Below are 21,268 nucleotides of genomic sequence, written 5' to 3'. Positions count from 1 at the left end.
TCTCGAAGGACTGCCACCGTCACTCATCACCCTTCCAGTTGAACACCAGATTACGCACGCCAGCGCTTCCGACATCTGTCGTGTCGCGCTTTGCCTCACCGTTACGGGTGGCGACCACAGTGTACTTGCCAGCAGGTAACTGGACATAAACCAGAGGCCCTGCCTGAGTGAGTATCAGCACTGATTGCCCTTGAGCACTCTGAATAACCAATTCAACATCGGGTACATACTTGCCCTCCGACCCAACGGAAAAGGTCATGTGCAGGTTGTAGCCAGTCGATTGCTGAATGGCCTTCGCTTCATCCTCGCCAATACCGCCGGACAAATAAGTAATACCGTTCTGTTCCTGCCGCTGAATCTGCACGCCTGAACTGTCGACAGGCTCAAGATTGGCCGCACTCAACATCGCTGGAAACATAAGTACGCCAACGGCAACGACGGACAACATGAATGCATGGACGAATTTCATGATGGCGACTCCCGGTTTTTACAAAACCCCTCTCGGTATCTCATTTTTGATTTCCCGGGTGCCGGCCAAGTTTTAGATTGATTGGATCTTGGGCTCACCGCGAAATGGACTACGCCCTGTATTCCTCAAACACGCGCAGCCATCGGCACGATCCTGCAAAACGAATCCGGCATTTCCTGCGAATATCCCAGCCGCGCCCTGCATCGCCACCCGGCCTTCTCTTGCCATCCTCTTTCGCCTGTTCCTCCAGCCGCGGAAGACTTCATGAGCATCGTCAAAACCGAAAACACTCAAGATCCACAACTCGCCTCTCTGGTGGGCAACCTTGGGGAATTGATACGTCAGGCACGCCAGAAGGTGTTGCGAGCGGTCGATACCGTTCAGGTGCAAACCTGCTGGCAGATCGGAAGGTATATTGTCGAGTTTGAGCAGGAGGGGGCTAGGCGGGCGGCATATGGGAAGCAATTGCTCGCAACGCTGGCTATGGTGCTGACATCGGAGTTTGGGAAGGGGTTCGATGAAACCAACTTACGGAAAATGCGACTGTTTTATCAGGCGTTTCCAATTCGAGACGCACTGCGTCTCGAATTGAGTTGGACCCACTACCGCAGGCTGCTACGAGTCGACAGTGACATGGCACGCAAGTGGTACATGGACGAAGCCGCCAACCAAAACTGGTCAAGCCGCGCCCTGGAGCGCCAGATCAGCACCCTCTACTACGAACGCCTGCTTATGAGTCGGGACAAGTCTGCCGTCTTGACAGAAGCCATTACGAACATCCACGCGATGAACGACAATCCCAGGGAGTTCGTTAGAGATCCCGTGATGCTGGAGTTTCTTGGTTTGCCCGATACCGGAGTGATACTGGAGACCGAACTTGAACAAGCACTCATCGAGCAACTTCAGGGCTTCCTGCTTGAGCTGGGAAAAGGTTTTGCCTTTATCGCGCGACAACAACGAATAAGCACCGAAGGCAGAGACTTCTATATCGATCTGGTGTTCTACAACTACTTGCTCAATTGCTTTGTCATCTTCGACCTGAAGCGCGGCGAATTAACCCATCAGGATGTCGGACAGATGGACATGTATGTACGCATGTACGACGACCTGAAGCGCAAAGATACAGACGGACCGACCGTTGGCATCATTCTTTGCGCTCAAAAAAACGAGTCAGTGGTGCTACTCAGTATTACAGGGGAACGAACAACTGTTCGCCAGCAAGTACAAACTAGTGCTGCCAAGCGAAGACGAACTTCGCGCTGAGCTGGACCGGGAACGGGCGGCAATAGAAGAGCGCCTGCTCGATCAAATCCGCCTATAAACACAGATGGATTGTTCACAAGCCGTTCGAAGACTATCGTTGGCAACTACCCGCAAAGGTCCAAAGCCGATGAATTTGCAGGACATGCCTTCACTGGCGCCGACTCAAATCGAATTGTCGCTGACCACCGACACTGCTGGCGAATCGTTCAAGGAACCCGCCGCAGACGGCTTCATCCTCGGCGGCTTCACTTGGCGGCACGCCTCTCAGGACACCGCGCGCCCGGTCGTCATCATCAACGCGGCCACCTCGGTTCGTTGCCGGCACTATTCGCGCTTTGCCGACTTCCTGTTCGCCAACGATTTCGATGTCATCACCTATGACTACCGCGGCATCGGCGAGTCTCGGCCAACGTCGTTGAAAGGGCTGGTGGCGTCATGGTCCGATTGGGGCGCGCTGGATTTTGAGGCGATGCTCAAGCGCGCGCAGCGCGAATTCCCCGGCCAACCCATCGACGTTGTCGGCCACAGCTTTGGAGGCTGTGCAGCGGGTCTGGGAGCGTCCGGGCATTTGATTCGGCACTTGGTGACGGTCGGCGCGCAATTCGCTTACTGGCGCGACTATGCGCCCGCCCATCGCTGGCGGATGTTCGGCAAGTGGCATGTGGTGATGCCGTTGATGACCCTGCTTTACGGCTACTTCCCCGGCAAGCGTCTCGGCTGGCTGGAGGACACGCCAGCCGCAGTGGTTCGCGACTGGAGCACGCCCACTGCGCGCTACGAAACGCGGCCCAGTGGTCGCGTCATCCACGCGAAAACCGGCCAGCTTCCCTTTGCATCAGTTACCGCAAAAACGTTGGCCATCAGCATCAGCGACGATCCTTACGGTACGATCGCGGCCATTGAACGTCTGCTCGGCTACTTCACCGGCAGTACAAACACCCACCTGCGAATCGCCCCCGAAGACATCGGCGAAGAAGAAGTCGGACATTTCGCCTTTTTTCGCAGCGCATACCAAGCCACACTATGGCCCATTGCATTGTCCTGGTTGCAGACCGGCGAACTGGCCCCCGATACACCCGGGCGGCGAGTGCCACGCAACTGATTGACCCGCCCCTCTCACCGAATGACGGAACGACACCCATGGCATCCGCCAACAAGCAGAACAAACGCGCCTCCCGCGCCAAAGCCAAGGCCAAGCAGAACCGCACCCAACGGGCTGCCGCGCCGGTCGAACTAGACCCGAACGACGATCGCATCGACTTCGAATCGGTGGATTTGACCGAACTGTTCAAGAAAATGATCGACGCGGAAAAAACCAGCCAGCAAGCGATGTGCGTGGCCTTCCTCGAAGACCCGCTGCTGGAACTGGTGTACGAGCAGGAAGGCGAAGAAGGTGCGATGGATTTCATCCTCGCGGCGCTGATCGAATATCGCCAATGGTCCACCGAGGCCGATGAAGCCGGCGCACTGGCGTGGATCGAATCACCGGCCTTCCAGGCTGACTACGTCGCGGCGTCCGACGTCATTGCGGTCCAAACCCAACAGAAAGCGAACTGAATTTAATGGCATCCCTGAACAAGCAACAGAAACGCGCCAAACGCGCCAAGATCAAAGCCAGACAAATCAACATCCATGGCCGCAAACCCGCCGCGCTGGACGATGACCTGGGTGAAATCGGCGAGCCGATCCCGGAATACACCCTGGCGATGTTCAGCAAAATGCGCGACGCCGAAGCCATTAGCCGCAACGACATGCTGCTGACCCTGCTGTCGGACCTCGCCGGAGTTATCAGCGACCACCCAGAACTGCTGGACATGGAAAACGCCGACAACGAAGCCATGGCCGCCACTCACCTCGCCGCCGACATGCTGATCGACTACCGCATGTGGGCCGACGGCATGGACCGCGATGCCGCACAGGCGTGGCTGACCGATCCGCAGTTCATCACTGATTTTGGCGATGCGCTGGACAGCTATCGTCAGTCGCTGGATGCGCAGGAAGAAAAGAGCGAATAAACACTCGCCCTTGAATGCAAAAACGGCCGCTTGTCATCACTGACAGCGGCCGTTTTTTTCAAACCTGACTAACAACAATCAGGCAGAAACACCTTCCAGGCGCGGAATTTCAATACCGATCTTGGCGCTGGCATAGCTCAGATCACCTTTGGCGATGGATTGAGCCTTGAAACCGGCACCGATCAGGTCCTGCACGTACAGCTTGTTGTAGATGAACATAAACACCAGGTTGCTGAGGCTGAACGTGAAGCAGGCCACCACGAACATGATCGCAGCCCACTTGAAATCACCACGGAACAAGGCCGGAAAAAAGCCAAAGAAAAATACGGTCCACGAGAAGCCGATTGGCGCTTCTTTCATGGCACCGGTGTTAGGGTTTTTGAACACAACCGATGTAAACGCCATGCCTGTCTCCTTGATGCCCCAATGGGTTGGCTGGATGGCCGGGCTATCTCCATGCAGCTCTTTTAAACGGCAAGCACACGCAAATGCATCTGTGACTCGTCAGATGAGGGAGCAGGCAAGAAAGGGTCGGGGCTTTAGCCAGAAAGGCTGGGGGCGTCGAACAATCCGTGTCCTGAAACTCCATCGCATCCCGCAACAGCGAGATACACATTCGGCGAGAAGGCTACTATCTGGCCATCATCCTGTCCATCAGATAGCCGCTCGATAATTCATCTGAATGAAAGCAAAAACGACCGCGATCATTTCTGATGGCGGTCGTTTCTGTGCTTTAACAGCGTTTGTCTTGAGTCAAGACTCTCAGCGCGCTACCGCTGCGATCAGCTTCTCGTTGCGACGACGACGCGCCACAAACAAGCCCGCAGCCACGACCAACAAGCTCAGCAGACCGGTGGCGAGGATCTCCACGCGGTGGGCTTCCTGGAACAGCATGATAGTCAGGGCTGCAACGATGAAGATGATCACCGCGTAGGTCAGGACCGGGAACAGCCACATGCTGAAGGCGATTTTTTCACCGCGAGCCATACGCTGTTTGCGCATACGCAGCTGCGAAATCGCGATCACCAGGTACACCAGCAGCGCGATGGCGCCGGAACTGGCCAGCAGGAATTCGAACACCGCAGCCGGGGCCACGTAGTTCGCGAACACGGCGAGGAACGCTGCTCCAGTGGACAACATGACGGCCCAGTACGGTGTGCCGCTTTTGTTGGTGCGCTGGGAAACGGCCGGCGCATCGCCACGCTTGCCCAGGGAGAACATCATGCGCGATGCGGTGTAGAGCGCCGAGTTCAAGCAGCTGGTCACGGCAACCAGTACCACGATGTCGACGATCAGCTTGGCATTCGGGATACCCATGCGCTCAAGCACGGTCTGGTAGGAACCGACAGCGGCCAGTACCGGGTCGTTCCATGGCACCAGGGCCACGACGATGAAGATCGACACAAGGTAGAACAAGCCGATCCGCCAGATCACCGAGTTGGTGGCCTTGGAGATTTGCTGGCCAGGGTTCTTCGATTCCGCGGCCGCGATGGTCACGATCTCGGTACCCATGAAGGAAAACATGGTGGTCAGAATGGCGCCCAGTACCGCGCCCATGCCGTTTGGCAGGAAGCCCTGGGTATCGAAAAGATGCGAAACGCCGCTGACCTGGCTGTTCGGCAGGAAGCCGAAGATCGCCATGATGCCAAGAGCGATGAAACCGATGATCGCGATGACTTTGACCAGCGCGAACCAGAATTCGAATTCTCCGTAGTTCTTCACGCTGAACAGGTTGGTCACTGTCAGCAGCAAAGTAATGACCAAAGTGAAGACCCAGATCGCCACGTTGGGGAACCAGGCATGCAGGATGGTCGCGGCGGCGTTGGCCTCCAGCGGAATCACCAACACCCAGAACCACCAGTACAACCAGCCGATGGTGAAACCGGCCCAGTGACCGATCGCGCGATCGGCGTAGGTCGAGAAGGAGCCTGTATCTGGCGATGCGACGGCCATTTCGCCAAGCATGCGCATGACCAGCACCACCAGGGCACCGGCGGCAGCGTAGGCCAACAGCACGGCTGGGCCTGCGGCGGCAATGGCGTGGCCGGAGCCGACGAACAGGCCGGCGCCGATAACCCCGGCGATCGACAGCATGGTCACATGACGCGGTTTGAGCCCCTGTTCGAGGCCATTGGAGCTTGGGGTACTGCTCATTGAAACTACCTTTGTAAGGGAAAGCGGTGTGCATCCATCCCGTCAGGAGCTCCTTCTCGTAAAAAGAAACCAACGGGGCGTTCCGGATTCTGCACGCAATAATTGCGCCAAAATGTTTCAAGCTCCTCAAGCATGGAGCCTGTGGCGTGACCGGACAGTCATCGCAAGTCATTGAGATTAATGGCAATTCGCCAGAGCGTTACCCTGCGACCCACTTTGAGAACGAAACAGCGCACCAGAAACACACCCGAAAATGCGTTGACGCACAATAAAAGTGCAGATCAGGAACGTTTAGCCGGTTAGCGCTTCCAACACCCCATCAAAGCTGGCAACATCGCGCCCTTTTTTACGCGGCACCCGCGTGGCAGCTGGTTCAAACGGCTGTTCGGTTGATAGCAGCGCGACAGTCTGCTGTACCGATGCGACAACCTGCCACATACCACCCGTTTACCGCCCGTAGCGCTGTTGGCTGCCATTCGAACGCTATGCTAGCTTGGCCGCCTCGCCAGGAAGGCCAACCAACAGCAGGAGCGAAACATTATGAGGAACGCACATGGCTGAGGCCACGCCCGCGCTTGAAATCCGCAACTTGCACAAACGCTACGGACAGCTTGAGGTGCTCAAAGGCATCTCGCTGACCGCCCGCGACGGCGACGTGATCTCGATCCTGGGTTCTTCCGGTTCCGGCAAGTCCACCTTCCTGCGTTGCATCAACCTGCTGGAAAACCCGCATCAGGGACAAATCCTGGTGGCCGGCGAAGAACTCAAGCTCAAGGCCGCCAAGAACGGCGAACTGGTCGCAGCCGACGGCAAGCAGATCAACCGCCTGCGCAGCGAGATTGGTTTTGTGTTTCAAAACTTTAATCTGTGGCCGCACATGAGCGTGCTCGACAACATCATCGAGGCCCCGCGCCGAGTGCTCGGCCAGAGCAAAGCCGAAGCCATCGAGGTCGCCGAAGCCCTGCTGGCCAAGGTCGGCATCGCCGACAAGCGCCACGCCTACCCGGCGCAACTGTCCGGCGGCCAGCAACAACGCGCGGCCATCGCTCGCACGCTGGCCATGCAGCCCAAGGTGATCCTGTTCGACGAACCCACCTCCGCCCTTGACCCGGAAATGGTACAGGAAGTACTTAATGTCATCCGCGCACTGGCCGAAGAAGGCCGCACCATGCTGCTGGTCACCCATGAAATGGGTTTCGCCCGTCAGGTCTCCAGCGAAGTGGTGTTCCTCCACCAGGGCCTGGTAGAAGAGCAAGGATCGCCACAGCAGGTGTTCGACAACCCGCTTTCGGCGCGCTGCAAACAATTCATGTCCAGCAACCGCTAACGGAGCTACCCGCATGCAGAACTACAAAAAAATCTTTCTGGCGGCTGCCGTCACCCTGGCCTTCAGCGCCGGTGCCGCTGCCGAAACCTTGAAGATGGGCATCGAAGCGGCCTACCCGCCGTTCAACAACAAAGATGCCAGTGGCAATGTCGTCGGCTTCGACAAAGAAATCGGCGACGCCCTGTGCGCCAAGATGAAAGTCGAATGCACCGTGGTCACGTCCGACTGGGACGGCATCATCCCGGCCCTGAACGCCAAGAAGTTCGATTTCCTGATCTCCTCGATGTCGATCACCGACGAGCGCAAGCAAGCGGTGGACTTCACCGACCCGTACTACTCGAACAAGCTGCAGTTCATTGCCAAGAAAGACGTCGACTTCAAAACCGACAAGGCTTCCCTGCAAGGCAAAGTGATCGGCGCACAACGTGCGACCCTCGCCGGCACCTGGATGGAGGACAACATGGAAGGCGTTGAAGTCAAACTCTACGACACCCAGGAAAACGCTTACCTCGACCTGACTTCCGGTCGTCTGGACGGCATCCTGGCGGATAAGTACGTCAACTACGAGTGGCTGAAAAGCGACGCCGGCCGCCCTTACGAGTTCAAGGGTGACCCGGTGGAAGAAAGCGACAAGATCGGTATCGCTGTACGTAAAGGCGACACGATCCGCGCGAGGCTGAACCTTGCCCTGAAAGAAATCGTCGAAGACGGCACTTACAAGAAGATCAACGACAAGTACTTCCCGTTCAGCATCTATTGATTCTGACTTGCCTGACTGGCGCCGTTCTTTAACGGCGCCAGTCCCTGGCATTGCCTGCTGCACATTGAAAAGAAATCCATGACTATCGATCTCTACGGATTCGGCCCGGCGCTCGCCGCTGGCGCGCTGATGACTGTAAAACTGGCACTCTCGGCCCTGTGCCTGGGGCTGGTGCTCGGTCTGCTCGGCGCCTTGGCCAAGACTTCCCCGTACAAGCCGTTGCAATGGCTTGGCGGCACTTATTCGACCCTGGTGCGCGGCATCCCGGAATTGCTCTGGGTGCTGTTGATCTACTTTGGTACGGTCAACCTGATGCGTGCCCTGGGCGAGTTTTTCGGCAACCCCGACCTCGAACTCAACGCCTTCGCCGCTGGCGTGATTGCGCTGGGGCTGTGCTTCGGCGCCTACGCTACGGAAGTGTTTCGTGGTGCGATCCTGGCGATTCCCAAAGGTCACCGTGAAGCCGGCGTGGCCCTTGGCTTGTCGAAGTTCCGCATCTTCACCCGGTTGATCATGCCGCAGATGTGGCGCATCGCCCTGCCGGGCCTGGGCAACCTGTTCATGATCCTGATGAAGGATACCGCGCTGGTGTCGGTGATCGGCCTGGAAGAAATCATGCGTCACGCGCAGATCGGCGTGACCGTGTCCAAGCAACCGTTCACCTTCTATATGGTGGCCGCGTTCATGTACCTGGGTCTGACCATTCTGGCCATGACCGGTATGCACTTCATGGAAAAACGCGCCGCTCGCGGCTTCGCGAGGAGCACCCAATGAACTGGGAAGTCATCATCAAGTGGCTGCCGAAACTGGCCCAAGGCGCGACACTGACCCTGGAACTGGTGGCCATCGCCGTGATCGCCGGGTTGCTACTGGCGATTCCACTGGGCATCGCTCGCTCATCGCGCCTGTGGTGGGTGCGGGCATTTCCCTACGGCTACATCTTCTTTTTCCGTGGCACGCCGTTGCTGGTTCAGCTGTTCCTGGTCTACTACGGCCTGGCGCAGTTCGATGCGGTCCGTAACAGCTCGATGTGGCCGTACCTGCGCGATCCGTTCTGGTGTGCCACGGCGACCATGACCCTGCACACGGCGGCCTATATCGCCGAAATCCTGCGCGGTGCAATTCAGGCGATTCCGCCGGGCGAGATCGAAGCGGCGCGGGCGCTGGGCATGTCCCGGGCCAAAGCGCTGTTCTACATCATCCTGCCCCGTGCGGCGCGCATCGGCCTGCCCGCCTACAGCAACGAAGTGATCCTGATGCTTAAGGCCAGCGCCCTGGCCAGCACCGTGACCCTGCTGGAACTGACCGGCATGGCCCGCACGATCATTGCCCGGACCTACCTGCCGGTGGAGATCTTCTTCGCCGCAGGCATGTTCTATCTGCTGATGGCTTACGTGCTGGTTCGCGGCTTCAAGCTGCTGGAGCGCTGGCTGCGCGTCGATGCCTGCCAAGGGCGTTGATTCCCACGTGCTGACGGGCGACGCCTTGCTCGCCCGTTTCACGGCGCTGGATGCCTTTCTGATAAAGCATCAGGCGTTGTGGAAACCTCGTCCGTTTACTCATCTGCTGCTTCCTTGGGAAGCGTCCTACCCCGAGTTGGCACTTTGGCTACGCGGGCGATCGCTTGAAGATGCAGAAAACAGTCATAACCAACCATGTTTGCTGGATGCGCCGGAGCCATTTGCTTCGTTGGCGGCGCTGTCCCTTGAGTTGAGTTCGGTGAGTGAGTTGTCGGCGCATGTGATGGAGGCGGCCGGGCATCGATTGAATGTCGACGTGCCGGGGCGCAAGTGGCAGCAGATTGAGGCATTTGCCAGTCGCTTGTTATTTACCTCGCCGCCGAAGCATTGGCTGGATTGGTGTTCGGGCAAGGGTCACTTGGGTCGGCGTTTGCTGCAACCCGGGCAACAACTGACGTGTCTGGAATACGACCCGGCGCTGGTTGCCAGCGGCCAGACACTCAGCCAACGTCATCACTTGCATGCGCTGCATGTCGAACAGGATGTGCTCGCGGCTGACGCTGCGTCTTTCTTGAGTCCCGACCACACGCCCGTTGCGCTGCACGCCTGCGGGGATCTGCATGTTCGGTTGATGCAGCTCGCCAGTGCGGCACGCTGCCAACAAATGGCCATCGCGCCCTGCTGCTATAACCGGATCAGTCTTACTGCGTACCAGCCACTTTCCTCGGCCGGTTTGCGATCCGACCTACAACTCTCCCTCGACGATCTCTCGCTGCCGATGAGCGAAACCGTCACCGCCGGTGCTCGCGTCCGACGCCAGCGCGACACTTCCATGGCTCGGCGCCTCGGTTTCGACCTGCTGCAAAGGCAACTGCGCGGCGTTGACGACTACCTGCCAACCCCTTCCCTACCGAGTGCCTGGCTGGATAAATCCTTCGCCGACTACTGCCATCATTTGGCCGCATTGAAAGAGTTATCCACAATCGGCCCGCAAGATTGGTCAGCACTCGAAGCCGCAGGCTGGCAGCGACTCACCGAAGTGCGCAATCTGGAGTTACTGCGCGGCCTTTTCCGACGCCCGCTGGAGCTTTGGCTGGTACTCGATCGGGCACTTTTCCTCGCCGATCAGGGTTACACCGTTCGCCTTGGCACCTTCTGCGAAACCCCGCTCACGCCGCGCAATTTCCTGCTGCTGGCGGAACGTCCATAAAAAGCCACAGCCTGTGGATAACTCTGTTGATGAAATTATCGTGGATCCAATATAAGCAGCTGTTTCAGGGGTGAAACGCTACTGTTCAATTTTCGTACACCTGATAAAAAACCGAGAAAAACAGGCATTTGCGCACAAATGAGAACGGGTCCACAAATAAGTCATGAGCGCCACTTCCGAGTGAGCTCGTTGTGCATAAGCATCCGACGAAAAGGACATAACCGCCGAAACCCGGTCGCGTTCGGCGGAAAATTGCGTGCCGCGACCACCCTTGTTATACAGGCAGACAAGAGCGCCAACAGTGCGCTCACGAACAAGAAATCTCTGACCGACAGGAAGCCACAGTGACGTTCATTTCTTACGCACAGAATTTCGAAGACATACGCCTGTGGCGCGCCCTTAAAACCGTTGAAAACGGTTTCTACATCGACGTCGGCGCCAACCACCCCACCCACGACTCCGTGACCAAAGCTTTCTATGACCGTGGCTGGACCGGCATCAACGTCGAACCGATGCCCAATTATTACGACGCCCTGTGCCAGGAACGCCCCAAAGACACCAACCTGCAATGCGTCGCCGGCGAAACCGCCGACGACCTGACCTTCTACGGCATCGCCGGCACCGGCCTCTCCACCCTCGACCCTGCCATGGCGCAAATGCACAAAGACGCCGGCATGGACGTGCGCAGCCAAACCGTCAAATCCCGCACCCTGACCTCCATCTGCGAAGCACACGCCCAGGGCCGCGCGATCCACTTCCTGAAAATCGACGTCGAAGGCCACGAAGAAACCGTCCTGCGCGGCATGGACTTCACCCAATGGCGGCCATGGGTCATCCTCATCGAAACCCCATGGGACCGCGACCAGGCCTGGGAAACCCTCGTCACCGACGCCGGCTATCAGTCGATCCTGTTCGACGGCATCAACACCTACTACCTCGCCAACGAACACCTGAACCTCAAACCCGCCTTCGACATCCCGCCCTGCAACCTGGACGAGTTCCAGTTCTGCAAAGGCCACAACTTCAGCCACCCCGTCAGCGACGCCGAACACCAGCTCGCCGCCGCTCTGCAACGCGCCGAACAGGCCGAAGCGCAGCTGCGCGCAATGCAAAACAGCCGCACCTGGAAAGCCCTTCAGAAACTCAAGAAAACCCTGCTCCGCGCCTGACCTGAAGCCTGCGCAAAAATAGTCTGAATTCAGGGGTTTACAGAACCAACCCAATCGCTATAATCGTCGCCCTAACACGCCGGTATAGCTCAGTTGGTAGAGCAACTGACTTGTAATCAGTAGGTCCCGGGTTCGACTCCTGGTGCCGGCACCATACAAAACAAAGCCCCTGCAGAAATGCAGGGGCTTTGTTGTTTCTGGAACGTCCACTTTTTGTCCACACTCTGGAACCCGCGCGAGCCTGCTCGCGATGAGGCCGTCAGACCCAACGACGATCTACTGACCCAGACAAAGGGCTGCGTTGCCCAAGGCTTCGAAAAAACGAAGCAACCTCAACCAAACAGCATCCTTTGCCAATGATCCTCACCCACAATGGCAATCGAAGCTCCTGCCTCTCGCAACTCCACTGCCTTCATGATCTTCGTTCCATAAGTACTGTGGCGCCACTGCTCATTACCCACACTACCGACCACCAGGTAGTGCACCTTCTTTCTCACACCGCCTCCAATCAAACCACCTCGTTCTTCGACCAGCGCCTGACATTCCTTTCGCGGCCCAAAAGCCATGACACCCGTAAATACAAACGTCCGGCCATCCCACACCAAATCAGGGATCGGTGAATTGAAGGGAAGGTCCGTAGGGGTCACGGCAACAGCACCGTCGACTTCCGGTCTCTCAATGCCCACTCCAGAAAAACTACGCAGAATGTTCAGCAGCTCCAAAGACTCATCCATGTCTAAAGCATTGTCCTGAAGCATGCACGCCAAACGCGAATACAGCAGATTGATCACCGGATCGTTCAGATGCGCGAGATTGTTTTCCAGCCATTGTTTTAGAAAAACCGCTTCCGTGATGTTCACGGCACCGTCCGCCGTAATCCCTGCGGCCAACCCCACCAAGGCATCGGCGGCGCGTCGATCGATACGGGCGCAGTGGAAGAATTTACTGTTCTCGAACTCATGGTGTAGATCCATTACGGGTTTTCCTTGGCATAGGTCCGGCTCAATAACGAAGTATTAGCGGGTAAATATTCTGCTTAAAGCTAGCACCGCTGCGCGAACACTCTCTTTATTCCGGAAATAGATCCGTCCCCTTTCCCCTCAAACTCCGGATCCAGCAGAGGCACGTCGCGTAGCCAGATCGCTGAGAAACCAGCGACGTCAGCTTGTCGGGCCAAGTCAACATGATCTTGCATAGTCGGAGCCATGAGGTTGGGATATCCCTCCAGCGGCGCGATTAGGCCAAACGTAAGATGGCCTGGTGCGAACACTCGGGAAAACGCAGGGTGAGCTTCATTGGAATCGCTGCTCGTTCGTATCCGCCCGATCACTCGCGGTCACCCACGATCACGGGACGGACTGCTTCTACTGGTTGATGATCATGCGCGCTAACTCGACCGAGCGTTGCGAACACAGCCACTGCCGTGAGCACGCTGCCAGCGCCCAAGATGAAAAGCAGATGACGAAACGCGTTCGCGTACTCGTGGCGCAAAAGCTCTGACTGCCCTGGTAGTTGGTTGCCGGCGTTCTGCAGATCGCCGAGCGCAGCCCGGCTGGATGCCTCCATAATCTGATGTGGTGCAAAATTCGTGGCGGCGTCGAATAGCCCCCATTGAATGAACGTCGCCAGCAACGCCCCGGCGACGGCGATGGCTATACCGTCGGCGGAAACGCGAACTGCGTTAAAAATCCCTGTGGCCATTCCCGCGCGTTCTTTTTCAACCACGCTAACGGCCATGCCATCCATCAAACCCCAAGGCAGGCCAATGCCGATGCCGATCAGCGCCATAGGCATTACCGCATTACTGACTCCGCTATCTAGCACGACGCCTAGCCAAAACAGTCCGACAGCCACCAGCATCAGCCCGATCGCCGAGAGCATCCCTGAGGTGTAGTGTCGCGCGAGCTGAGCAGCCAGAAACGGCACAAGCAACAACGGTGCGGCCAGTGCGATCATCATTTGTCCGGTCTGCAAAGCACTAAGCCCATCGACTCCGATGAATCGCGCTGGGAGCATGATGATGAGGACGACAAAAAAGAATGCAGGGCTCGCTGCAAGAATCTGCACACCAACAAACTTGGATTGCTTGAACAACGAAAGGTCGAGCATAGGACTACTGGTTCGGCGCTCTATCAGCACGAATATCATGAACAGCAAGATCGCGCCGGCGACACTTCCCAAAACGATTGGGCTGGCCCAACCATCCTCAGGCGCGAGGAGAATGCCATAGGTAAACAAGGTTAGTGCGGGCGTGAAGCTGAGAGCACCGGGCCAGTCCATACCATTGTTAGCCGGGTCTTTAGAATCAGTCGCGCTCACGCAGACAAGTACGAAACCCGCTACGCCTATCAATGCCGTAGCGTGGAACGTCCATTTCCAGCCTGCGGAGTCGACCAGTAGCCCCGCTGCCAATGGGCCGAAAGCTAATCCAATGCCGAAAGTCGTCCCAAGGAGACTGAAAACCTTGGTGCGTTCAGAACCGTGGAATACCTGGGCTAGAGACGACATGGCGCCGGCGAAAGCAGCTGCTCCGCCCAACCCCTGTACAAGCCGTAGGACATCAATCTGCAAAACAGTGGAAGAGAAGGGAATAGCAATGGTAGACAACACAAAGATTACTAGACCAATCAGCCATACCCGCTTGCGTCCATAGATATCCGTCAGACTCCCTGCCGCCATCATGGCGCTGCCATAAGTCAGGATATATGCATTGACGACCCAGCTGAGTTCGACAGCAGATCCGCCCATGGCAGCGCTGATGGAAGAGAGGACAACTGCCGGCCCGGTGAAGCAAAGCGGGATGAGAACGCCTGTCAGGCAAGCTGCGAATAACTGTATCCACTTCAAAAACTGGGGAGCCGCCTGAACGCTGCGTGTTGAATTCATCTGAATGTTTCCCTGATTGGTGTGCGGAGGTGTTGGTCCTCAGCGCACGGTTGTCCGCGGTGATCGGCCGACAAGAGGTTAGGGCTTGCGTCCGCAAACAAAAACAGGCCTATAATCCGAACATATCGGACGCTGGTGTCCGCAGTGAGGGCAGCCCTTGGAATCGCTTGGCAGCATTTCACTATTCGTATTGGTGGCTGAGACTCGAAGCTTTACAGAAGCAGGGAAACGACTAGGTATTTCCTCTTCTGGCGTCGGTAAAAGTATTGGTCGGCTGGAGGAGAAACTCGGTGTACGCCTATTCCAGCGCAACACCCGCAGTATTGCCCTGACGTTAGAAGGGTCACTGTTTCTTGAGCGGTGCCGACGGATACTTTCGGAGCTTGAAGCCGCAGAAATGGAGCTAAGCAATGCCCGTGAACAACCGAGGGGCAAATTGCGAATTAGCTTGCCTCTAGTCAGCGGTCTAGTGATGCCAGCAATCATTCAATTCATGCGCACTTACCCCGAAATAGAACTCGACATTGATTTTTCTGATCGAATGGTCGACGTTATTGAGGAGGGCTTTGATGCTGTGTTGCGAACAGGCGAGCCTAGTGACTCTCGGTTGATTTCTAAAAGGCTGGGGGGCTTTCAGCTCCAGATTGTGGCGTCTCCGGACTATCTCGCACAGTACGGTGTACCCAAACGGCCAGCAGAACTCGCTACGCACTCATGTTTGTTGCACAAGTTTCCTTCGACTGGGAAGGTTGAACCTTGGCCGCTACGCATTGAGACTGGAGAGCCGGATTTCGAGCTACCTCAGACTATGGTATGCAACACGACTGAAGTGATTGTCGATGTGGCTCGTTCAGGTTTGGGAATTGCTTGCCTACCTGACTTCATGACTTCTAAGTCCATCAAAAACGGCGAACTGGTTCAGGTGTTAGCAGACTATACGGTTCACACCGGGGTGTTCAGGCTTCTGTGGCCCTCGAGCAAACACCTTTCTCTAAGACTACGGGTATTCATAGATTTTATGCACAGTCAGCTATTTACTAGTGACCTGCATGGATAGTTCGTTTATCTGCTCGCCGACGCAGCTCACCTCGCAGCAACGACCCTAGCCTAGGATGTCACAATCACACCACTTGACAGTCCTGCCCCTTTGCCAAGCTCATCAGCTAGGCCAAGAGCGAGAGGACCTTCCTTATCTAGAAGTAAAGGGTAGTTTTAGAGGTAGAAAAGAATATTTACCTTCAGAAAAATCATTAATGGCAAATAGTTAAATATCCATTCGACTCTTGGTGCCGCACCATACAAAACAAAGCCCCTGCAGAAATGCAGGGGCTTTGTTGTTTCTGGAACGAGCACTTTTTTGTCCACGCAGGAACTCGAGGGAGCGAGCTTGCTCGCGATGAGGCCGTCAAACCCAACGACGATCTAATGACCAAGACAAAGGCTGCTTTTCCAAAACACTTGCGTGCGGAATCGATGCATCCAATTCTGCTACCGTGCATCTACATATCTCCCCGAAACGATGAGCGGTCAAGGTCGAAAATCAGTGAGGCGGCATAATGGCATCAGTGCTAATGCACAACCTGCCACTTCACTCCGCCGTTGCGAGCTCCTTTGTAATGAACACCGAACGACGTTACTCGATCATCTTGGAGCGCAGCGCCGAGGTGCTGCTTGAACATGCACTCATGGCGCAGATAGAGGCATTTTGGGACGCCAACGATACCCGCTACTTCGGCTTGCGTATGGAGGACGAGCACAGCGCGCACGCACGAGTAATTGTTACGGACGAAGTCCCCGACGAAGAAGATGTGGAGCTTTCCTGTCTGTAGCGAATGGGATCACTCGCCACTTACGAGAGGTGGGGGGACCGGCCAGATGATTCTCAGATCTATTTTTCAGATCTGGTGCCGACACCAAAAAAACAAAGCCCCCGTAGAAATACGAGGGCTTTGTTGTTTCTGGCGTTTGAAAAGCCAGCTCTTAGTGACCAGCGCTCTGCCCACCATCAACGTGCAGAATCTCGCCGGTGACAAAGTTGGCGTTGTCCAGATACACAACCGCTTGAGCGATGTCGCTGATTTCGCCCATGTGGCCGACTGGATGCAGATTGCCCAGCGCTTCATGGGTTTCTTCACCATGCATCGGAGTCTTGATGATGCCCGGAGAAACCGCGTTCACCCGAATCCCACGCTTGGCGTACTCAATGGCCAGAGACTTGGTCGCTGCGTTTAAACCACCTTTAGTCAGCGAAGCCAGTACCGACGGCACACCGTCAATCGCGTGGTCGGTCAGGCTGGTGGTGATGCTGACGACGTGGCCTTTGCCGTGTTTTTCCATCTCGGTGATCGCGAGTTGGGTGATGTAGAAGAAGCCATTCAGGTTGACCGACAGCACTGCAGCGTAGTCTTCAGGGGTGTAAGCAGTGAACGGCTTGGCGACGAAGATCCCGGCGTTGTTGACCAGGGTGTCGATGCGGCCAAAGCGTGCGACGGCTTCACGGATCACTTGCTGCGCGACGGCCGGGTCGCCGATGTCGCCGGCCACGGTGAGGATGTCCGGGTCGGTGGACGGTTTGATCGAACGCGAAGTGGCGACGACTTTGTAGTCCAGATCGCGGAAGGCTTTGACCATGCCGGCGCCGAGGCCTTGGGATGCGCCAGTGATAACGATGACTTTTTTCGAATTGCTCATGATGAACCTCTACTAATAAATGATGGTTTGAAAAAGTAAGTAATCAGGCTTCGGCGGGGGCCTTGGCCATTTGTCTCAACATCTGTTCGTAGTACTCGACCGACTGCGAACCGGACACCAGGTGGCGACCGTTCAGCACCATGGCCGGAACCGAATTAATGCCGTGCTGGCGGTAAAACGCTTCAAGCTCACGCACTTCTTTGGCAAACGCGCCGGACTCCAACACCTCTTGCGCAGCCGCCGCATCCAGTCCTGCTTCAGCCGCCACACGAACCAGCGTCTCGCGATCGCTCGGGTTCTGGCCGTCGGTGAAGTAAGCACGGAGCAGGATTTTCTTGAGAGCGACCTGCCGCCCTTCCTGCAACGCCCACAACAGCAGCCGATGTGCATCAAACGTGTTGTAGAAGTGAGTGCGCTTCTCCAGATCGAACTTGAAACCCAGGGCCGCGCCCCGTTCGATCTGCATCGCTTTACCAGCGGCGACGTCCTCGGCGGTCCGTCCATATTTGCGCATCAAATGCTCGACCGCTTTTTCGCCGACTGCCGGCATGTCCGGATTCAACTCGAAGGGCTTGTAGGTCAGCTCCACTGAAATCTCACCGGCCACGTTCTCGATCGCCAGCTCCAGCGCCGTCGCACCCAACGCGCACCACGGGCACACCACGTCGGAGATGAAATCGATGGAGACGGACGCGGTCATGACTTGTCCTCCGCCTCAGCCAGCTGCTTTCGGTACTGGGTGGTGGTGATGCCGGCGTAGCCCCAGTTATCGGTATCGACTTCTTCGATCACGATGTGGGTCAGGTGCGGATCCTTCTTCAGGACACGCTCCAGGGTTTCAGTGATTTCGGCGATCACCTGAGCTTTCTGCTCAGAGGTAACGCCATCGCGGGTGATGCGTACGCTTACGAAAGGCATGAGGACTCTCCAGTGACCTTCCCTTCGGAATGAATGGGTCGGCGTTGGAGCTCAATGTATGGAGTTAGCTGGAGGGGATAAAGGTGGGGGCGGGAACATCATTAGTTACTTGGTGTAATGGGTGCGCTGGTGCAAGTACAAAAAAAGTTTGCATCAAAAATGATGAGTCGCTAACCTCCATTTATCGTAAATTTTAGATATCAGCCGAAAAGGTGAATGCTCATGGCAATTCAATTCTTCGACAGCCCGTTCCATGTCACGCATGACGAGGAGGTCGCTAGCAAAATGGCTCTGAAAATGGAGCTGTCGATCTTCATCACTGACTGCATCAAAAAACTGGGCCTCAAACAGAGTGAGGCCGCAGCTAGGTTGAACGTCACCCAATCACGCGTTTCAGAGCTCACCACTGGCAAGATCGAGAAATTTACGATCGATGCAATGATGGACATGCTGGACAAACTCGGCTTTCGCACCACTTTTACCTTGCCATCCAACGATGTCGGCGCGTTACCTCAAATCGTCATTTCACAAGCTCACGCCTGCTAGACAATACATCCCATTTTTCGAAGCTCTCTTTTGAGCTCCTTTAACCGATCTTCCGCAACAGCCAATGCGTGACGATCAGTTCGATTCGTCGTTTTCACGAACGAATGAAGGACGAAAATGGTGTCCGCATACTTCGCGATGTAGATGCATCGATATGCCGGGCTACCATTGATAATCAACTCAATCGCCCCCGCCCCGATTGAACTCAGCTGCTTTATTGCCAGCTCTGGATCCCCGCCGTACTGCACACGCATCAGGTCTTTCCCGAACTCATCCTGAACCCAGCCCGGCAAGTCCCTGTACTCACGAGTCGCGGCTTCACTTACAAAAGCAAATCTCTTCAAATGATGGATTCCTACCTGAAACAGTCGATGCCTTCTCAACGTCCAGTAGACGATTGAAGAGATGCTGTTTAGTAGTTATCGCAGGCCTCTTTTTCCGTAGGACTCACCCCCTTTTGATGTAGTCCGTTTTGCTACGTGTCGCATTTTTTCAGTTTCTGCGACACGTTATGAGGACGTGTCGCTGGCAACGACATGAGCGAGTCAAAACGCTCCGGCATTGACAGCCTAGCCTCAGCGATAGGAAGGCTCCGCTCTCATTCATTTCGCGTACAGATTCCAGCAAATCTTTTTGAAACTGATCCAATTCAACGTCCGCCTCAGCAGGCCTTCTTCAAATTATGGAAATTATGGCTGAGCAATAATTATTGCTCAGCCATAAAAATCACTAAAACCTTCAAACCACGCCACCACCTGGCCACGATTGCGCATCCCTCTCCCTCAAGATACCTTCAGATCGTCGCTGCCAATTCAGCGACCGGGCCTGAGAACCCGGGTAATATGCGCGCGCACCAGCGCCCTAAATCACGATTGCCGGCGTTTTTTTGTGCCTGCATTTCCGTGCAATGGCGGCTGTGCGTGGGAGACCTTCGGGTCTGCCGGGTCGTGCATACCGGTTTCTCAGCCTGCGCACAGCTGCCACCCATTCGCCTGAGAACGAACGCGGCAGCTCTACTTTGATTTTGGAGTATTGCAAATGCACGCTATTGATCCGTTCAAAACCTCTATCTCTGCCACACCGGTCACCACCCACCACCGTCCAAAAACCGGAGGTGCTCAATGACCAACCCCCAAGACGTGAAAACTATCGGCCTCACCCCTTTCTCCTACCACGCCAACCAACCGCTGTTCCGCATCAACGCAGGCGTCCCGGTCATCGCAGCCCTCTCCCACGCCTCCGACCTGCTCCACGTCGCCAAGCTACTCGCATCAGACGCAGCCATGGTTAGAGACACCGATCGCCACGCCTGGGCATCGCATTACTTGCAGGATATGAGTAAGGCGATCATTGATGATGTGGTGAAGGTGCTAGACGCGCCATGTAACAACCGAGCCAGTAACGTCGTATCGTGATGATCTAAATCGCACGCAAAAAAAGCCCCGAATCAATCGGGGCTTTTTGCATCAATGAGAGGGCGTTGGCATATGCCTTTTGCGCAAAAACGAATCCACGTGCATAAAAACGATCATAAATTGGGTCTTTTGCACAAAAACGTTCACAACCTTAAGCGTTATCGACTCTCACGGTTTCCACAGTGATCTGCTTCAGCGCATAAAACGGCGCAAGCGCAGCTTCATCCGCAGTTGAGCCAGTGATCAACCGCCACTCCCGCTCAATCGGCGTCCAGTGCTGCTGTCGGGCGCGCCCCAACTTGTCAGTGTCCGCGAGGACAACAATCTGCGCCGCCCGTTTGATGATGCATTCCTTCAAATAAGCCTGCTGCGCACTCGCCTCACACAAACCAAACTCCGCGACCACACCATCCGCACCCAGAAAGGCCTTGTCGACACTCAACCGGCTCAACGTCAGTTCCGCCAGCGGCCCCAACGTGCTCATGCTCGAACCGCGCAGGTCGCCACCGATCAACGTCAACCGCACACCCGGCGCATTGGCCAAGGTCATCACGGCGAGCAGGTTGTTGGTCACCACATGCACGTCTTGTCGCGAACACAAATGATGGGCCAGCGCGGCACAGGTGGTGCCGCCATCAAGCAACACGGTATCGCCGTCCTGAACGTGGGCCGCCGCAGCCTGGGCGATGGCATCTTTTTGCTCCCATTGAGACGTCTTGCGTTCTTCGAGCGAGGCTTCCGGCTCGTGAACGCCGACAACCGAAGTGGCGCCGCCATAGGTCCGCACCAGGTGCCGCTGTTTGGCAAGCATGGTCAGGTCGCGTCGCACCGTCGCTTCCGAGACCCCGAGCGCCGCGCTCAATTGCTCGACGTTGGCATCGCCAATGCGAACAAGATCGAGGATGGCGCGGTGGCGTTCGGAGGCTTTCATGGCGGGTCTCGTTGTGGGGACGGTGGTCGATCTTACACGACAGCGCCCGCGCGG

General features: G+C 56.3%; 23 protein-coding genes, 1 tRNA gene and 2 pseudogenes. 15 read left to right on the top strand and 11 right to left on the bottom strand.

All coding sequences use genetic code 11. From position 1 onward, the window contains the following. Positions 1-19: 19 nt before the first annotated feature. Entirely contained in the window at positions 20-469 is a 450-nt protein-coding gene (locus tag ACIQV9_RS19050) for a carboxypeptidase regulatory-like domain-containing protein (RefSeq protein ID WP_403104462.1), read from the bottom strand. A gap of 264 nt (positions 470-733) precedes the next feature. Here ACIQV9_RS19050 and ACIQV9_RS19045 point away from each other — a divergent pair. The 4 genes and pseudogenes from ACIQV9_RS19045 (at position 734) to ACIQV9_RS19030 (ending at position 3,747) form a co-directional block, all read left to right on the top strand. Next, positions 734-1,790 (top strand): annotated as a pseudogene (locus tag ACIQV9_RS19045) (YhcG family protein). Between the two features lie 69 nt (positions 1,791-1,859). Beyond that, positions 1,860-2,834 (top strand): alpha/beta fold hydrolase, encoded by a 975-nt coding sequence (locus tag ACIQV9_RS19040; protein WP_403104460.1) that lies wholly within the window; start codon positions 1,860-1,862, stop codon positions 2,832-2,834. A gap of 38 nt (positions 2,835-2,872) precedes the next feature. Next, the gene (locus tag ACIQV9_RS19035) at positions 2,873-3,289 is read left to right on the top strand and encodes a hypothetical protein (protein ID WP_403104458.1); all 417 of its coding nucleotides are present in this window, start codon (positions 2,873-2,875) and stop codon (positions 3,287-3,289) included. A gap of 5 nt (positions 3,290-3,294) precedes the next feature. Further along, positions 3,295-3,747, top strand: a complete 453-nt coding sequence (locus ACIQV9_RS19030) for a hypothetical protein (protein WP_403104457.1) — start codon at positions 3,295-3,297, stop codon at positions 3,745-3,747. Positions 3,748-3,825: 78 nt separating this feature from the next. On the opposite strand, the gene ACIQV9_RS19025 is transcribed toward ACIQV9_RS19030, so the two are convergent. Both ACIQV9_RS19025 and gabP read right to left on the bottom strand, forming a co-directional pair. Next, positions 3,826-4,152 carry a hypothetical protein gene (locus tag ACIQV9_RS19025; protein ID WP_403104455.1) on the bottom strand — a complete coding sequence of 109 codons (327 nt, stop codon included), beginning with the start codon at positions 4,150-4,152 and terminating at the stop codon, positions 3,826-3,828. Between the two features lie 357 nt (positions 4,153-4,509). After that, positions 4,510-5,901, bottom strand: coding sequence for a GABA permease (gene gabP / locus ACIQV9_RS19020; RefSeq protein WP_403104453.1), 1,392 nt, complete (start codon positions 5,899-5,901; stop codon positions 4,510-4,512). 553 nt (positions 5,902-6,454) lie between these two features. On the opposite strand from gabP, the gene ACIQV9_RS19015 reads away from it, so the two are divergent. The 7 genes from ACIQV9_RS19015 to ACIQV9_RS18985 all read left to right on the top strand — a co-directional run bounded on the left by ACIQV9_RS19015 (position 6,455) and on the right by ACIQV9_RS18985 (position 11,981). Then, positions 6,455-7,228, top strand: coding sequence for an ABC transporter ATP-binding protein (locus tag ACIQV9_RS19015; protein WP_027922189.1), 774 nt, complete (start codon positions 6,455-6,457; stop codon positions 7,226-7,228). A 13-nt stretch (positions 7,229-7,241) separates the two neighbouring features. Beyond that, a complete protein-coding gene (locus tag ACIQV9_RS19010) occupies positions 7,242-7,988 on the top strand; it encodes an ABC transporter substrate-binding protein (protein ID WP_403104451.1) in 747 nt (248 codons plus the stop codon). A 78-nt stretch (positions 7,989-8,066) separates the two neighbouring features. Continuing rightward, the gene (locus ACIQV9_RS19005; RefSeq protein WP_059406395.1) at positions 8,067-8,762 is read left to right on the top strand and encodes an ABC transporter permease; all 696 of its coding nucleotides are present in this window, start codon (positions 8,067-8,069) and stop codon (positions 8,760-8,762) included. Next, positions 8,759-9,448: an ABC transporter permease gene (locus tag ACIQV9_RS19000; RefSeq protein WP_008024975.1), complete on the top strand. Its 690-nt coding sequence runs from the start codon at positions 8,759-8,761 to the stop codon at positions 9,446-9,448. Before ACIQV9_RS19005 ends, ACIQV9_RS19000 begins: the two co-directional genes overlap by 4 nt. Further along, positions 9,429-10,658 (top strand): methyltransferase, encoded by a 1,230-nt coding sequence (locus ACIQV9_RS18995; RefSeq protein WP_403104448.1) that lies wholly within the window; start codon positions 9,429-9,431, stop codon positions 10,656-10,658. The genes ACIQV9_RS19000 and ACIQV9_RS18995 overlap by 20 nt, the downstream gene beginning before the upstream one ends. 344 nt (positions 10,659-11,002) lie before the next feature. Beyond that, entirely contained in the window at positions 11,003-11,827 is an 825-nt protein-coding gene (locus tag ACIQV9_RS18990) for an FkbM family methyltransferase (RefSeq protein WP_403104446.1), read from the top strand. A 78-nt stretch (positions 11,828-11,905) separates the two neighbouring features. After that, positions 11,906-11,981 (top strand) — tRNA-Thr (locus ACIQV9_RS18985). 178 nt (positions 11,982-12,159) lie between these two features. Here ACIQV9_RS18985 and ACIQV9_RS18980 read toward each other — a convergent pair. From ACIQV9_RS18980 to ACIQV9_RS18970, 3 genes and pseudogenes are all read right to left on the bottom strand, one after another. Further along, the gene (locus tag ACIQV9_RS18980) at positions 12,160-12,801 is read right to left on the bottom strand and encodes a BRCT domain-containing protein (protein ID WP_403104444.1); all 642 of its coding nucleotides are present in this window, start codon (positions 12,799-12,801) and stop codon (positions 12,160-12,162) included. A gap of 116 nt (positions 12,802-12,917) precedes the next feature. Continuing rightward, a pseudogene (locus tag ACIQV9_RS18975) lies at positions 12,918-13,157 on the bottom strand (LLM class flavin-dependent oxidoreductase); the annotation flags it as partial. After that, entirely contained in the window at positions 13,154-14,713 is a 1,560-nt protein-coding gene (locus tag ACIQV9_RS18970) for an MFS transporter (protein ID WP_403104442.1), read from the bottom strand. The gene ACIQV9_RS18970 and the pseudogene ACIQV9_RS18975, both read right to left, overlap by 4 nt. A gap of 157 nt (positions 14,714-14,870) precedes the next feature. Here ACIQV9_RS18970 and ACIQV9_RS18965 point away from each other — a divergent pair, with 157 nt between their 5' ends. Both ACIQV9_RS18965 and ACIQV9_RS18960 read left to right on the top strand, forming a co-directional pair. After that, entirely contained in the window at positions 14,871-15,770 is a 900-nt protein-coding gene (locus ACIQV9_RS18965; protein ID WP_403104440.1) for a LysR substrate-binding domain-containing protein, read from the top strand. A 559-nt stretch (positions 15,771-16,329) separates the two neighbouring features. After that, positions 16,330-16,542 (top strand): hypothetical protein, encoded by a 213-nt coding sequence (locus tag ACIQV9_RS18960; protein ID WP_403104438.1) that lies wholly within the window; start codon positions 16,330-16,332, stop codon positions 16,540-16,542. 151 nt (positions 16,543-16,693) lie between these two features. Here the strand turns inward: ACIQV9_RS18960 and ACIQV9_RS18955 are convergent, their stop codons facing one another. Genes ACIQV9_RS18955 through ACIQV9_RS18945 form a run of 3 tightly spaced genes read right to left on the bottom strand, consistent with a single transcriptional unit; the run spans position 16,694 to position 18,322 of the window. After that, complete coding sequence (locus tag ACIQV9_RS18955) at positions 16,694-17,404, bottom strand: SDR family NAD(P)-dependent oxidoreductase (RefSeq protein WP_403104436.1); 711 nt, start codon at positions 17,402-17,404, stop codon at positions 16,694-16,696. 43 nt (positions 17,405-17,447) lie between these two features. After that, complete coding sequence (locus ACIQV9_RS18950; RefSeq protein WP_403104434.1) at positions 17,448-18,104, bottom strand: DsbA family oxidoreductase; 657 nt, start codon at positions 18,102-18,104, stop codon at positions 17,448-17,450. Beyond that, positions 18,101-18,322 (bottom strand): 4-oxalocrotonate tautomerase family protein, encoded by a 222-nt coding sequence (locus ACIQV9_RS18945; RefSeq protein ID WP_077747530.1) that lies wholly within the window; start codon positions 18,320-18,322, stop codon positions 18,101-18,103. The genes ACIQV9_RS18950 and ACIQV9_RS18945 overlap by 4 nt, the downstream gene beginning before the upstream one ends. Before the next feature lie 222 nt (positions 18,323-18,544). On the opposite strand from ACIQV9_RS18945, the gene ACIQV9_RS18940 reads away from it, so the two are divergent. Next, positions 18,545-18,868, top strand: coding sequence for a helix-turn-helix domain-containing protein (locus ACIQV9_RS18940; protein ID WP_403104432.1), 324 nt, complete (start codon positions 18,545-18,547; stop codon positions 18,866-18,868). Here ACIQV9_RS18940 and ACIQV9_RS18935 read toward each other — a convergent pair. Continuing rightward, on the bottom strand, positions 18,865-19,212 hold the full coding sequence (locus ACIQV9_RS18935; RefSeq protein WP_403104430.1) for a type II toxin-antitoxin system RelE/ParE family toxin: 348 nt from the start codon (positions 19,210-19,212) through the stop codon (positions 18,865-18,867). The two genes, ACIQV9_RS18940 and ACIQV9_RS18935, sit on opposite strands and share 4 nt — an antisense overlap. Positions 19,213-19,989: 777 nt before the next feature. Between ACIQV9_RS18935 and ACIQV9_RS18930 the strand changes: the two genes are divergently transcribed. Continuing rightward, a complete protein-coding gene (locus ACIQV9_RS18930; protein ID WP_403104428.1) occupies positions 19,990-20,283 on the top strand; it encodes a DUF3077 domain-containing protein in 294 nt (97 codons plus the stop codon). A gap of 151 nt (positions 20,284-20,434) precedes the next feature. Here the strand turns inward: ACIQV9_RS18930 and ACIQV9_RS18925 are convergent, their stop codons facing one another. Further along, positions 20,435-21,214 carry a DeoR/GlpR family DNA-binding transcription regulator gene (locus ACIQV9_RS18925; RefSeq protein WP_403104427.1) on the bottom strand — a complete coding sequence of 260 codons (780 nt, stop codon included), beginning with the start codon at positions 21,212-21,214 and terminating at the stop codon, positions 20,435-20,437. Positions 21,215-21,268: the final 54 nt, after the last annotated feature.

It is taken from the genome of Pseudomonas sp. NPDC099000 (assembly GCF_044759925.1).
Lineage (GTDB): Bacteria > Pseudomonadota > Gammaproteobacteria > Pseudomonadales > Pseudomonadaceae > Aquipseudomonas.
Note: the sequence above shows the minus strand (reverse complement) of the source record. Positions and strands in the feature narration are given on the sequence as shown.

Excerpts from the sequence above, each read along its gene's own strand:
- ACIQV9_RS19050 (WP_403104462.1), bottom strand. The coding sequence starts at position 469 with ATGAAATTCGTCCATGCATTCATGTTGTCCGTCGTTGCCGTTGGCGTA.
- ACIQV9_RS19040 (WP_403104460.1), top strand. The coding sequence starts at position 1,860 with ATGAATTTGCAGGACATGCCTTCACTGGCGCCGACTCAAATCGAATTG.
- ACIQV9_RS19035 (WP_403104458.1), top strand. The coding sequence starts at position 2,873 with ATGGCATCCGCCAACAAGCAGAACAAACGCGCCTCCCGCGCCAAAGCC.
- ACIQV9_RS19030 (WP_403104457.1), top strand. The coding sequence starts at position 3,295 with ATGGCATCCCTGAACAAGCAACAGAAACGCGCCAAACGCGCCAAGATC.
- ACIQV9_RS19025 (WP_403104455.1), bottom strand. The coding sequence starts at position 4,152 with ATGGCGTTTACATCGGTTGTGTTCAAAAACCCTAACACCGGTGCCATG.
- gabP (WP_403104453.1), bottom strand. The coding sequence starts at position 5,901 with ATGAGCAGTACCCCAAGCTCCAATGGCCTCGAACAGGGGCTCAAACCG.
- ACIQV9_RS19015 (WP_027922189.1), top strand. The coding sequence starts at position 6,455 with ATGGCTGAGGCCACGCCCGCGCTTGAAATCCGCAACTTGCACAAACGC.
- ACIQV9_RS19010 (WP_403104451.1), top strand. The coding sequence starts at position 7,242 with ATGCAGAACTACAAAAAAATCTTTCTGGCGGCTGCCGTCACCCTGGCC.
- ACIQV9_RS19005 (WP_059406395.1), top strand. The coding sequence starts at position 8,067 with ATGACTATCGATCTCTACGGATTCGGCCCGGCGCTCGCCGCTGGCGCG.
- ACIQV9_RS19000 (WP_008024975.1), top strand. The coding sequence starts at position 8,759 with ATGAACTGGGAAGTCATCATCAAGTGGCTGCCGAAACTGGCCCAAGGC.
- ACIQV9_RS18995 (WP_403104448.1), top strand. The coding sequence starts at position 9,429 with ATGCCTGCCAAGGGCGTTGATTCCCACGTGCTGACGGGCGACGCCTTG.
- ACIQV9_RS18980 (WP_403104444.1), bottom strand. The coding sequence starts at position 12,801 with ATGGATCTACACCATGAGTTCGAGAACAGTAAATTCTTCCACTGCGCC.
- ACIQV9_RS18970 (WP_403104442.1), bottom strand. The coding sequence starts at position 14,713 with ATGAATTCAACACGCAGCGTTCAGGCGGCTCCCCAGTTTTTGAAGTGG.
- ACIQV9_RS18960 (WP_403104438.1), top strand. The coding sequence starts at position 16,330 with ATGAACACCGAACGACGTTACTCGATCATCTTGGAGCGCAGCGCCGAG.
- ACIQV9_RS18955 (WP_403104436.1), bottom strand. The coding sequence starts at position 17,404 with ATGAGCAATTCGAAAAAAGTCATCGTTATCACTGGCGCATCCCAAGGC.
- ACIQV9_RS18950 (WP_403104434.1), bottom strand. The coding sequence starts at position 18,104 with ATGACCGCGTCCGTCTCCATCGATTTCATCTCCGACGTGGTGTGCCCG.
- ACIQV9_RS18945 (WP_077747530.1), bottom strand. The coding sequence starts at position 18,322 with ATGCCTTTCGTAAGCGTACGCATCACCCGCGATGGCGTTACCTCTGAG.
- ACIQV9_RS18940 (WP_403104432.1), top strand. The coding sequence starts at position 18,545 with ATGGCAATTCAATTCTTCGACAGCCCGTTCCATGTCACGCATGACGAG.
- ACIQV9_RS18930 (WP_403104428.1), top strand. The coding sequence starts at position 19,990 with ATGACCAACCCCCAAGACGTGAAAACTATCGGCCTCACCCCTTTCTCC.
- ACIQV9_RS18925 (WP_403104427.1), bottom strand. The coding sequence starts at position 21,214 with ATGAAAGCCTCCGAACGCCACCGCGCCATCCTCGATCTTGTTCGCATT.